This window comes from Paenibacillus praedii (assembly GCF_049725345.1).
Classification (GTDB): domain Bacteria; phylum Bacillota; class Bacilli; order Paenibacillales; family Paenibacillaceae; genus Pristimantibacillus.
In genome coordinates this window covers 59,187-72,021 of sequence record NZ_JBMWAM010000015.1, presented here as the reverse complement: position 1 = coordinate 72,021, position 12,835 = coordinate 59,187, and the positions used below count along the sequence as shown (strand labels likewise).

The window sequence follows — 12,835 nt, the reverse complement described above, 5'->3', positions numbered from 1 at the left end:
TGACTTATGGGACAGCCCCTTTAAAAAATCATTCTTTACATTCTATTATTTGCCGAACGATTGCGGATCCTTGCGCCATGCCTGCAAATTGTCCACATCAGCGGCAGCGATCTTACCTAGCTCTACCGCCGTATCGATTAAGGCACTGTAATTCGACAGTGTCGCCAGAGGCATTTGCTCTGCTGCGAAAGCTTCTGCTGCTATGTCAAATTCGTAGGTGAATATAGCAAGTACAGACAATACCTCCGCGCCTGCTTCACGAACCGCAAGCCCTGCTTTAAGCGAGCTGCCGCCTGTCGAGATCAAGTCCTCGATGACAACTACCTTTTGACCAGGAAGAATGCGGCCTTCGATCTGATTCTGCTTGCCGTGTCCCTTCGCTTTGTCGCGAATGTAAACCATAGGCAGATTCAGCTTCTGCGCTACCCAAGCCGCATGCGGTATACCGGCTGTTGACGTGCCAGCAATGATCTCAGCATCGGGATAATTCTCGCGAATAACCGTTGCGAAGCCTTCCGCGATCAGATCGCGGATTGCCGGATAAGACATCGTTAAACGATTGTCGCAGTAGATGGGTGACTTGATCCCTGAGGTCCAGGTAAAAAGCTCATTCGGGCGAAGCGCAACTGCTTCAATCTCCAACAAACTCATGGCAATTTTCTTCGGAAGCTCAGTCAATGACAGTTTACTCACAAGAAATCAACTCCTCAATAATAGATTCTATAGCAGCGCGCGGCTGTGGCGCAGCTGTGATGGGACGGCCTATCACCATATAATCCGTTCCCTGCATATGCGCCTCACTTGGGGTCAAAATACGCGATTGATCATTCATGTCGGCACCATTCGGTCGTATGCCTGGCGTTATCGTTAGCAAATCTGCCCCGCAGGCCGCTTTGATTGCTACGACTTCGGAAGGAGAAGCTACCACACCATCAAGACCGGCAGCTTTGGTCATCTGCGCATATCGAAGCACAGCTGCTTCAACTGTTCCCTCAATGCCAATCTGCTCATTGAGCATCGATTGGCTTGTGCTCGTGAGATGGGTCACGGCAATAATTTTAGGCTTTCGCAAACCGCTGCCGGTTATTGCAGCATCCGCACCTTCAATCGCAGCTTCAAGCATCGCGCTTCCCCCTGCTGCATGGACGTTGAACATATCTACGCCCAGCCTCGTAACGCTATTCGCTCCACCCTTTACAGTATTTGGAATATCATGCATTTTCACATCGAGAAAAACGTAGTAGCCTCGCTTCTTTAAGCTCTCCACGAAAGCAGGGCCTGCTGCATAGAACAACTGCATGCCTACCTTCATATAGCATGGAATCCCCTGCAGCTCCGCGATCAAGCGCTCCGCCGGAGCCGCATCTGGATAATCCAGCGCAACCATGATCTTACCGGCTGCTTGCTCAGTTGTCAGCATCATTCGACATCTCTCCTTTTTTCTCTATAGATTGGCATAATAAACGGCCATACGTGCGACTCGCTTCACACTGTATAAAAGTGTGAGAAGCGAGGCCGCTAACGCTGGCCGTGCTTATAAACCGAGTAGGCTTCTTTTACTTCTTCTGCGGCACAGGCATCGAGCGCGAGGAGAAGTTGATCGTTTCAAGCATTACAAGCAGTGCGCGAACGGTATCCAGCGATGTCATGCAGACCACGCCGTTCTCAACCGCTTCACGGCGAATCCGGAAGCCGTCACGCTCCGGCGTTTTGCCCTTTGTCAGCGTATTGACAACAAAGTGCGCTTGACCCTCGCGAACCAGGTCAAGAATATTCGGCGAGCCCTCGCTCAGCTTGTTAACAGTCGTCACATGCAGACCTGCCGCTTCCAGCGCCGCCGCTGTTCCGCCTGTTGCGATAATTTTGTAGCCGAGGTTATAGAAGCCGCGAAGCAGCTCCGTCGCTTCTTCTTTATCTTTGTCCGCAACCGTCGCGATAATCGCACCGGAGGTAGGGATTTTCATGCCTGCTCCGATGAGGCCTTTATAAAGCGCCTTAGCATATTTCACATCACGGCCCATGACCTCGCCTGTTGATTTCATTTCAGGTGTCAGCGTTGGGTCAACACGGCGAAGCTTAGCGAAGGAGAATACCGGTACTTTAACCGATACATATTCATCCTCCGGCCACAAGCCTTCTGTATATCCAAGGTCGGCAAGCTTTGTGCCCAGAATCGCTTTCGTAGCGAGGTTCGCCATTGGCAGGTTTGTCACCTTGCTTAGGAACGGAACCGTACGCGACGAACGCGGATTTACTTCAATTACGTATACTTTATCCTGATGAATAACGAATTGGATATTTACAAGTCCGATGACATTCAGCGCTTTGGATATGCTGATCGTCATATCGACAATTTGCTGCTTAATCTCGTCAGACAACGATTGCGGCGGATATACCGCGATCGAATCGCCGGAGTGAACCCCTGCGCGTTCAACATGCTCCATAATACCCGGAATAAGAACCGTATCGCCGTCGCAGATCGCATCAACCTCTGCTTCCTTGCCAAGCATATAGCGGTCGATAAGCACCGGATGCTCAGGGTTGATCTTAACCGCAATTTCCATGTAGCTTAGAAGATCTTCGTCGGAATATACGATTTCCATCGCACGTCCGCCGAGTACATAGGAAGGACGAACGAGCACCGGATAACCAAGCTTTTGGGCTGTAGCGACCGCTTCGTCTACCGAAGTAACCGTGCTGCCGTCAGGCTGTGCTACGTTCAGGCTGCGAAGCAGCGCTTCAAACTTCTTGCGGTCCTCTGCAGCGTCAATGCTTTCAAGGCTGGAACCAAGAATGCGTACGCCGGCTTTCGCAAGCGGAGCAGCAAGGTTGATCGCAGTTTGGCCGCCGAATTGCACGATGACGCCAAGCGGCTTTTCTTGCTCGATAACATTCATGACGTCCTCGAAGAACAATGGCTCGAAGTACAGGCGATCAGAGGTGCTGAAATCCGTCGAAACCGTCTCTGGGTTATTGTTAATAATGACCGCTTCGTAGCCGGCATCTTGAATCGCCCATACCGCATGTACGGTTGAGTAGTCAAATTCAATCCCTTGACCGATTCGGATTGGGCCAGAGCCAAGGACAAGCACCTTTTGCTTATCCGTCTCGATGACTTCGTTCTCTACTTCGTATGTTGAGTAGTAGTACGGTGTTGACGCTTCAAACTCAGCGGCGCATGTATCTACCATTTTGTATACCGGCTTCAGGTTGTGCTGGTAACGAAGCTCACGAACATCTTCTTCCGTTGTATGGCTGCCGTTCGGGAAGCCTTCGCGGCGAATTTCTGCGATGGAACGGTCAGTAAAGCCCTTGCGCTTCGCTTCATAAAGCGATTGCTGCGTCAATGTCGATTCGCTGCGCAGACGATCCTCGAAGGCAATGATCGATTGGATTTTATCCAGGAACCACCAGTCGATATTCGTCATGTCTTGAATATCCTGCAGCTTGTAACCGCGGCGGAAGGCTTCCGCAACGAGGAACATCCGCTCATCGTCCGGCTTCTCCAGACGAGCCCGCAGTACGGCATCGTCAAGCGACGAAGCTTCCTTCAAGTGAATGCGATGCGTCCCGATTTCAAGCGAACGAACCGCTTTATGAATGGACTCCTCGAAGGTACGGCCAATCGCCATAACCTCGCCCGTTGCTTTCATTTGTGTTCCCAGCTTGCGGTTCGCGTTAACGAACTTGTCAAATGGCCAGCGTGGGATTTTTGATACGATATAATCGAGTGTTGGCTCGAAGCAAGCATAAGTTTGACCTGTAACCGGGTTAACAAGCTCATCAAGTGTGTAGCCAATCGCGATTTTTGCTGCCATCTTTGCAATCGGGTACCCCGTTGCTTTGGAAGCCAGCGCTGACGAACGGCTTACACGAGGATTAACCTCAATAACATAGTATTGATAGCTTTGCGGATCAAGCGCGTACTGTACGTTACAGCCGCCCTCGATGTTAAGCGCGCGAATGATTTTGAGTGAGGCCGAACGAAGCATTTGATATTCGCGGTCGGACAGCGTTTGGCTCGGCGCTACGACGATACTGTCGCCAGTATGTACGCCAACCGGGTCGAAGTTCTCCATGTTGCAGACGACGATACAGTTGTCGTTCGCATCGCGCATAACTTCGTACTCCACTTCCTTCATACCGGCGATCGATTTCTCGATCAAGCACTGATTAATCGGGCTGTAACGAATACCGGAAGCAACGGTCTCGCGAAGCTCCTCTTCGTTAGCGCAAATACCGCCGCCAGTACCGCCAAGCGTGTAAGCAGGGCGAACAATAATCGGGTAACCGATTTGGTTAGCGAAAGCTACCGCATCCTCAATTGTCGTAACAATGTCACTGTCAGGTACCGGCTGCTCCAGCTCACGCATAAGCTCGCGGAACAGGTCACGATCCTCCGCCTTTTCGATGGCCGTCAGCTGTGTACCGAGCAGCTTCACATTCTCGCGCTCAAGAACGCCGGCGCGGGCAAGCTCAACCGCCATGTTAAGGCCAGTCTGGCCGCCAAGTGTAGGCAGCAAGCCGTCAGGACGCTCTTGACGAATAATTTGCGACACAAAATCCAGTGTAATCGGCTCGATATAGACTTTATCCGCCATGTTCGTGTCGGTCATAATAGTAGCAGGATTACTGTTTATAAGAACAACCTCGTAGCCTTCTTCCTTCAATGCCTGGCAAGCTTGCGTGCCGGCATAATCGAATTCAGCCGCTTGTCCGATGACGATCGGACCGGATCCGATCACGAGAATTTTTTTGAGTTCATTATTTTTGGGCATACTGAAGCTCTCCTTTCAACGTCTCCGATAACACCGCTTGACGAGGTTTTTGTGGGTTATTAATCTTGTGCGTACGAATCATTTGCAGGAACTCATCGAACAGGTAGCTTGAATCATAAGGTCCTGGAGCAGCCTCCGGGTGGTATTGAACCGAGAAAGCAGGAAATTTATTATGCTTCAGACCTTCAATGGTACGGTCATTGTTATTAATGTGCGTGATAGACAATTGTGTATTTGCTACAGACTCCTCAAGCACCGTATAGCCATGGTTTTGCGAAGTGATGTAGCAGCGGTTTGTCGACAAATCCTTCACCGGATGGTTGCCGCCGCGATGGCCGAATTTCAGCTTAGTTGTATCTGCGCCGCAAGCTAGCGCGAACAGCTGGTGACCTAGACAAATGCCGAAGATCGGATATTCGCCAAGCAGCTCGGACACCATCTTCACAGCATAAGGAACATCCTTTGGATCCCCAGGGCCGTTTGACAACTGAATGCCGTCTGGAGCGAGGCGACGAATTTCGTCAGCTGTTGTGTTGTGCGGAACGACAACGACATCGCAGCCGCGCTTTGTCAGCTCACGTAAAATTCCACTCTTAGCGCCAAAATCCACAAGCACGATGCGCTCGCCATGCCCTGGGCTGGAGAACAGGTTAGGCGTTGATGTACGGGCAACCTGATCCGTCATCAGCTTCGAGATATTCAGACGCTCAGCAAGCTCCTCAACGCGCTCATTGCCAGTCGTAATAAGACCCTTCATTGTTCCGTAATGACGCAGCTTGCGAGTAAGCATCCGTGTATCGATATCGCTGATACCTGGAATTCCGTACTCTTTAAGCAGCTGGCCTAACGAAATTTGTGCGCGCCAGTTGCTCGGCACCTCTTCATGGCGGCGTACCGCGAAGCCGTGGATGAACGGACGAATCGCTTCAAAATCATCGCGTGTAATGCCATAGTTTCCAATCAGCGGGTAGGTCATGGTCACGATTTGACCGCAATAGGATGGATCAGAGAGAACCTCTTGGTAGCCTGTAATTCCTGTATTAAAAACAACCTCGCCCATCATTTGCGCTTCAGCGCCGAACGAAAGACCTGTAAATAATGTACCGTCTTCCAACAATAATCTTGCTTGCATCCGTATCACTCCTCAGGTGTTAATGGTTTAGCCCTATATTATAAAACTAAATTCAAGTTACTGACTGCTATTCAGACCATACTACAGCGCCGTCAACGATTGTCGCAACCGGCCATCCGCTGAGCTTCCAGCCGCTAAAAGGCGTGTTATTGCTCTTCGAAGCAAAGGTGCTTGGATCAACAATCCGCTCGCTTCCGAGATCCACGATTGTAAGATCAGCTGGAGCTCCTTGCACTAGTCGTCCAGTCGGCAGACGGAACACGCGGGCCGGGTCTGTCGTCATTCGCTTCAGCAGGAAGCCTAACGTCCATTGACCGGTTTGTACAAATTTTGTATACAAAAGCGGGAAGGCTGTCTCGAAGCCGACGATTCCAAATGGCGCCAGCTGTACCCCCCGCGCCTTCTCTTCCGCGCTGTGCGGTGCGTGGTCAGTTACGACCATGTCGATCGTTCCATCCTCTAACGCTTCAATTACCGCTTGTACATCGCGCGGCGTACGCAGCGGCGGGTTCATTTTCCAATTGGCATCATCAAGACCCGGAATATCCTCATCGGACAGCAGAAGATGATGCGGGCATACCTCTGCAGTTACGCGCACTCCGATTTGTTTAGCCAGCCGTATTAACCGGACCGATTGCTCCGTGCTGACGTGACACACGTGATAGTGTACGCCAGTCGCTTCAGCCAGCAGTACATCTCTGCCTACATGGATCGCTTCGGATTCATTCGGAATGCCTTTCAGATTGTGCTTGCGGGAAAATTCGCCTTCCGATGCCCAAGCGCCTTCAACCAGGGAATCATCCTCGCAATGTGCGATGATCGGCATATCCATCGAGTTCGCCAGCTCCATCGCATTTTTCATCATTTGCGCGTTCTGCACGCCTACTCCGTCATCCGTAAAGCCGATTGCTCCCGCTTCCTTCAAAGCGGCGAAATCCGTAAGCTCGCGTCCCAGCTCATTTTTGGTGATTGCAGCATAAGGCAGTACTTTTACGATGCCAGCCTGTTCAGCTTTATCTTTAATGTAGCGAACCGTTTCAGGCGTATCTGTTACAGGCCGCGTATTCGGCATACAAGCGATCGTTGTGAAGCCGCCCTTCGCCGCAGAGCGTGTTCCTGTTGCGATATCTTCTTTATATTCGAAGCCCGGGTCACGCAGATGGACGTGCATATCGATAAAACCAGCGGACACCAGCTTACCCTGTGCGTCGATGACCTCCGCGCTGCCCATATCAGGCAGCGCGCTGCCGTCTACGATCGCTGCAATTTTCCCATCCTCGACACGAATATGCTTGCTCTCCAGGCTGCCCAAAGCTTCATTCCATACGTTACCGTTAATAATCCATAATGACATTGTTTGTTCACCCTCCGGTTTTATTCGGACTTTGTTCATGCTTTTAGCTGAGTGCTCGTTCGATGACGGCCATTCGGATTGGAACCCCGTTTTCCATTTGCGAAAAAATTTTCGATTGCGGATGCTCGACCAGCTCGTCATCAATTTCTACATTGCGGTTGATTGGCGCCGGGTGCATTATTATCGCATGCTTAGACAGCTTGCTCGCTCTCTCGACTGTAAGCCCGTAATGCTCGCGGTAGCTTTCGGCCGAGCTCAGCATGCCGCTTTCATGGCGCTCCAGCTGGACGCGAAGCATCATAACGACATCCGATTTTAAAGCTTCGTCTATACCGACATACTTAACATCCAGCTCAGACGTTCGCATGTTAGCCGGCGAGCAGAAGTTGACGTTCACGCCAAACTTTTGCAAAGCCCATAGGTTTGACCTGGCTACGCGGCTGTGCAGCACATCGCCAATGATGGAGACTGTCAGCCCTTTGAGTTGTCCAAAATGCTTGCGCATCGTATACATATCGAGCAGCGCCTGTGTCGGATGCTCATTATTGCCGTCGCCGGCATTTATTAAAGGAACCTTGATTTTCGTTGCCAGCTCGGCAAGAACGCCGATCGGCTTCAAACGGATGATACCGACGTCAATGCCCATTGATTCCAGCGTTCGGACTGTATCGTAAATCGATTCGCCTTTCTGAACGCTGGATACAGCTGCCGAGAAGTTAAGCACCTCGGTTCCAAGCCTTTTCTCGGCTACCTCGAAGGAAAATCTCGTTCTCGTACTGTTCTCAAAAAACATGTTTGCGGCAAATTTGCCTTGCAATGTTGTGTGTACTTTGGTTGAATGGTTTTCCCAGAAAGCCGCACGGTCGAGAATCGATTCGATTTCTTCCATGCTTAATTCCTTCAAACCGAGCAAACTCCGTTGTTTCAGCTGCGTCATTGTCACCCGGCCTGCCCCCTATGATTTATGATCGTTACTTGATCTGCTTGATCGATCTCGGTTAATTCGACCTCAATTTGCTCCTGCTTGGAGGTCGGCACGTTCTTCCCTACAAAATCCGGCCGGATCGGCAGCTCCCGGTGTCCGCGATCCACGAGAACAGCCAGCTGAATGCTTTGCGGTCTTCCGCAATCCATCAGCGCATCCATTGCCGCGCGAATGGTCCGCCCTGTGTAGAGCACGTCATCGAATAAAATGACTCTTTTGTCCTGCACGGTGAGAGGAGCCCCATCCTTCTCTCCACTTGTTGCTGTATCTGCATCTACTGTAATAGACACTTTGCGATCATCACGGTACCTTGTAATGTCGAGCTCGCTCACCAGCACCGGCTTGCCTTCAATTTCCTTGATGCGCTCGGCAATTCGATGCGCTAAGTAAATGCCGCGTGTTCGAATGCCCACAATTACGCAATCATCGATGCCTTTGTTCTTCTCTACAATCTCGTGAGCAATTCGCGTTAATGCCCGGCGAATCGCCGTCTCATCCATGATGACCAAATGCTCTTCCTCCGTCATTCCCGCTTTCTCCTTTCTTGCTTGCCCCATCGCCTGGTTGCGACAAAAAAAGCTCCTTGCGTTATTCGCAAGGAGCTTGTGTACAGTCAAGAAAAGATCAGGCGCATCCACCACAGCCTCCGTCACAGAAAGCTGCACTACAGGATGTCCTATTCATCTCTTCTAAAAACCTGTTATTCACGCTACCTTGCCAGCCTCTCGGGACTGAGTTAAAGGTTCTGCTGTATATCATAAGAATTATCCCACGTTCGACAAAAGATGTCAAGTGCAAACGAATATTTCCGCATGTGCTTATTGTGGATTCATTCCCGGATGCTATACAAGGCAAGCGTAATTTACTATAGGCTTAGCTTACGGATACGTTCAACTGCCTTCTCCGTATTCTCGCGGCTGCCGAATGCGGTTAGACGGAAGTAGCCTTGACCGCTTTGACCGAATCCAACGCCTGGCGTACCAACGATATTGGCTTCCGACAGCAGCTTATCGAAGAACGACCATGAATCCATGCCTTTCGGTGTTTTCAGCCAGATGTAAGGTGCGTTGACGCCGCCGAACACTTCAAGACCGAGGGAAGCAAGGCCATCACGGATAATCGCTGCATTCTCCATGTAGTAATCCACCAATGATTTGATTTGCTCCTTGCCTTCCTCGGAGTAAATCGCCGCAGCACCTCGCTGCGTTACATAGGATACACCATTAAATTTCGTAGTGTGACGTCGATTCCACAGATCATTGATCAGCACTTCGTTGCCGGCAGCATCGAGGCCCTTCAGGTCGCGAGGAACAACCGTGTATGCACAGCGAACGCCAGTGAAACCAGCTGTTTTGGAGAAGCTGCGGAACTCAATCGCTACTTCACGCGCGCCTTCGATTTCGTAAATACTGTGCGGCACATCCTCTTCTTGGATGAACGCTTCATAAGCCGAATCGTACAAAATAATGCAGTTATTCGCTTTCGCATAGTCTACCCATACCTTAAGCTCTTCCTTCGTGAGCGTCATGCCCGTCGGGTTGTTAGGGTAGCACAAATAAATAATGTCAACCTTGCGGTCCGGCAGGCTTGGCTTAAAATTGTTTTCAGCCGTACATTCCAGATAAGCGATATTCTCATAGCGCTTTGTTTCCTGATTGTATTTGCCGGAGCGGCCAGCCATTACGTTCGTATCCACATATACCGGGTATACAGGATCTTGAACGGCAACAATGCTGTTTTCGCTGAAGATTTCTTGGATGTTGCCCACATCGCATTTGGAGCCGTCGCTGACGAATACTTCATTTGTCGCGATTTCAATGCCGCGAGCTTTATAGTCATTTTCAATAATTGCGTTAATGAGAAAATCATAGCCTTGCTCTGGGCCATAGCCTCGGAACGAGCCTGGCGCCGCTAATTCGTCAACTGCACTGTGCATCGCTTTCAGTACAGCATCCGGCAAACCGCGCGTGACGTCGCCGATTCCAAGACTAATGATTTCCGCATTCGGATTTTCTTGAATAAACTTAGTACGACGCTTGGCAATTTCAGAAAACAAATAACTGCCCTGAAGCTCCAAATAATTTTGATTAATTGCTGTCATTTCGTGTCACCTATCCTTATTAAACATTATTTTCGTTGTTATTGTTTAGAATAACTTACTTCCCAGCTCGAAATAATGAATAAAGTAATGAAAAGTTTGCACTTTTGCACGTGTTACCTTTCATTACCTTAATCGCAGACTGTTCAGCACATGCTCGAAATCCGCAGGGAGCGGCACCTCAAATTGCTTTCTTTCTCCGCTTCTTGGATGAGTGAATCCGAGAAGCGCCGCATGTAGGGCTTGTCCATTTAATGCTACGGTTTTATTACGACCGTACACGGGATCTCCTGCCAGCGGATGTCCGATATACTTCATATGAACGCGAATTTGATGGGTACGCCCTGTCTCCAGCTGGAGCTCCACCACCGTGTAGTCACCCAACCGCTCAAGTACGACAAAATGCGTCACGGCATGCCTGCTGTTGCGCTCCGTTACCGTAAACAGCTTACGATCGTTCGAGTCGCGGCCAATTGGAGCATCAATGGTGCCTTGGTCATGAGGCAGGTTTCCGTGCACAAGCGCAATATATTTTCGGGTTACGGTATGCTCCTTCAGCTGTTCTGCCAGTGAGACATGCGCCAGATCATTTTTGGCAGCCATCAGTAGTCCTGTTGTATCCTTGTCAATACGATGTACAATACCTGGACGAATCATGCCGTTGATTCCGGACAAATCCTTGCAATGATGCATTAATGCATTTACTAAAGTCCCGGACGAATGACCTGGTGCGGGATGAACGACCATGCCTCGCGGCTTATTAATCACAATGAGGTCTGAATCCTCATAAATAATCTCGAGTGGAATCGCTTCCGGTATAATGGCCGCATCCTCAAGCTCCGGAATTTGCAAAACGATCCGATTGCTCTCGGCAACCTTATAATTCGCTTTTGCCGCTTTTCCATCCACCTTCACGGCTCCTGCTTTAATCCATTCCTGTACCTGTGTTCGTGATACCGAAGCATCATCTATGCTATCGGTAACGAACTTGTCCAATCGTTCGCCGGATTGCTCCGCTTCAACGATCCATTCCACTGCTTCCTCATTATACGGGCTGTTGCTCATGATTGTTAGAATCCTTGTCCTCTCCGTTATCCATACGCTTCTTCTCATCCTTAGCGGATAGCAGCGTATCGATCAGTATTAGTGCCACACCGCAAACGATTGCGGAATCGGCTACGTTAAAAATCGGGAATTGGTAGCTGCCGAAGTTAAATTGCAGAAAATCAACGACTTCGCCATAACGTGCGCGATCAAGGAAATTACCAAGCGCTCCGCCCAGTACTAGTCCTAATCCGATTAACAGCCAAGGCTTAGCGGTTTTACGCATGGCCTGAATGTACCAAATGATGCCTATTACAATGACAATCGTAATAATAATGAAAAACAATCGCTGCTCTTGCAAAATGCCGAAAGCCGCCCCGCGATTCCGATGCGATGTAATAAGAAAGAAATTGCTGATTACGCTAATTTGATCTCCAATGTTCATCTGCGTCGCAATGATTTTTTTCGTCACATAGTCCAGAACAAATACGAATAAGGCAATCCAATAATAATAAATACGCACACAACCACTCCTCAGCATCCAAGCATAATAAAGATTCTTATTGATTGTAGCACATCCGATGAAATGAGAGCCAGCGCCTGCTTGTTAAGCTGCGCTGCCTCCCTGTTCTTCCATCGAAGTCCATACTGAAAAGCTTCGCTGCAGCTAAAGCTAAGATTGAACATAACTACTCATGAAAGGACGGCGTTGCTTATGGCAAGACCAACTAATGCACAGCTAAGCCTGCTTAAGGATAGACTTCTCGATGAACAGAAGGAAATTGAACACCGTATCCACGACAGTGATCACTACGGGCTTTCTGACTCACAGCGCGATCATTCCGGGGAGCTTTCTCCTATCGATAATCATCCCGGAGATACAGCGACTGAGCTGTATGACCGGGAAAAGGATATCGCGCTTCATGAACAGGAGGAGCTTCATTTAGAACGCATAGAAGCTGCCTTGAAAGCTATGGACGAAGGCACCTACGGGATTTGCAGAGCCTGCGGCGAAACGATTCCTATCGAACGTCTGGATGCTGTACCGGATACCGTCTATTGTATCGAACACGCTCCTCGTCAGCATGTGTCTCTGCGCAGACCCGCGGAGGAGCTTTTTCTGACTCCTCCCTTCGGCCGGTCCAGCATGGATGAGAATGATGACTATAATGGCTTCGATGGTGAGGACGCATGGCAAATTGTCGAGCAGTGGGGCAATGCGGATTCTCCTGCCATGTCAGAAAATCGTGAAGTGACAGATTATGAGCATGTCGGCATTGAGGCATATGAGAATGACGGCTTCGTGGAACCTCTTGAAAGCTTTCTTGCTACTGATATTACCGGACGCCATGTTTCTGTAATACGAAATCGCGAATACGCGAAATACATGCACAACGGCGAAGGCGATCATGGTTTGGAGCAAGAGGATATCAACTAGCAGTAG

11 protein-coding genes are annotated in these 12,835 nt (G+C 49.8%); 1 reads left to right on the top strand and 10 read right to left on the bottom strand.

What is annotated here, in order from left to right; all coding sequences use genetic code 11:
* Positions 1–45: 45 nt before the first annotated feature.
* From pyrE to lspA, 10 genes are all read right to left on the bottom strand, one after another.
* Positions 46–651 carry an orotate phosphoribosyltransferase gene (gene pyrE / locus ACO9K6_RS14705; RefSeq protein WP_424768349.1) on the bottom strand — a complete coding sequence of 202 codons (606 nt, stop codon included), beginning with the start codon at positions 649–651 and terminating at the stop codon, positions 46–48.
* A 34-nt stretch (positions 652–685) separates the two neighbouring features.
* Positions 686–1,423: an orotidine-5'-phosphate decarboxylase gene (gene pyrF, locus ACO9K6_RS14700; RefSeq protein ID WP_424768314.1), complete on the bottom strand. Its 738-nt coding sequence runs from the start codon at positions 1,421–1,423 to the stop codon at positions 686–688.
* A 133-nt stretch (positions 1,424–1,556) separates the two neighbouring features.
* The gene (gene carB / locus ACO9K6_RS14695) at positions 1,557–4,778 is read right to left on the bottom strand and encodes a carbamoyl-phosphate synthase large subunit (protein ID WP_424768313.1); all 3,222 of its coding nucleotides are present in this window, start codon (positions 4,776–4,778) and stop codon (positions 1,557–1,559) included.
* The gene (gene carA, locus ACO9K6_RS14690) at positions 4,765–5,910 is read right to left on the bottom strand and encodes a glutamine-hydrolyzing carbamoyl-phosphate synthase small subunit (RefSeq protein WP_424768312.1); all 1,146 of its coding nucleotides are present in this window, start codon (positions 5,908–5,910) and stop codon (positions 4,765–4,767) included. The genes carB and carA overlap by 14 nt, the downstream gene beginning before the upstream one ends.
* A gap of 67 nt (positions 5,911–5,977) precedes the next feature.
* On the bottom strand, positions 5,978–7,264 hold the full coding sequence (locus tag ACO9K6_RS14685) for a dihydroorotase (RefSeq protein WP_424768311.1): 1,287 nt from the start codon (positions 7,262–7,264) through the stop codon (positions 5,978–5,980).
* Between the two features lie 43 nt (positions 7,265–7,307).
* Complete coding sequence (locus tag ACO9K6_RS14680) at positions 7,308–8,201, bottom strand: aspartate carbamoyltransferase catalytic subunit (RefSeq protein ID WP_424768348.1); 894 nt, start codon at positions 8,199–8,201, stop codon at positions 7,308–7,310.
* Positions 8,202–8,203: 2 nt separating this feature from the next.
* A complete protein-coding gene (pyrR, locus tag ACO9K6_RS14675; protein ID WP_424768347.1) occupies positions 8,204–8,776 on the bottom strand; it encodes a bifunctional pyr operon transcriptional regulator/uracil phosphoribosyltransferase PyrR in 573 nt (190 codons plus the stop codon).
* Between the two features lie 338 nt (positions 8,777–9,114).
* Entirely contained in the window at positions 9,115–10,350 is a 1,236-nt protein-coding gene (locus ACO9K6_RS14670; RefSeq protein WP_424768310.1) for an LL-diaminopimelate aminotransferase, read from the bottom strand.
* Between the two features lie 123 nt (positions 10,351–10,473).
* Positions 10,474–11,412, bottom strand: coding sequence for an RluA family pseudouridine synthase (locus tag ACO9K6_RS14665; RefSeq protein WP_424768309.1), 939 nt, complete (start codon positions 11,410–11,412; stop codon positions 10,474–10,476).
* Entirely contained in the window at positions 11,393–11,908 is a 516-nt protein-coding gene (lspA, locus tag ACO9K6_RS14660; protein WP_424768346.1) for a signal peptidase II, read from the bottom strand. The genes ACO9K6_RS14665 and lspA overlap by 20 nt, the downstream gene beginning before the upstream one ends.
* Before the next feature lie 198 nt (positions 11,909–12,106).
* Here lspA and ACO9K6_RS14655 point away from each other — a divergent pair, with 198 nt between their 5' ends.
* The gene (locus ACO9K6_RS14655; protein WP_424768308.1) at positions 12,107–12,829 is read left to right on the top strand and encodes a TraR/DksA C4-type zinc finger protein; all 723 of its coding nucleotides are present in this window, start codon (positions 12,107–12,109) and stop codon (positions 12,827–12,829) included.
* Positions 12,830–12,835 lie beyond the last annotated feature (6 nt).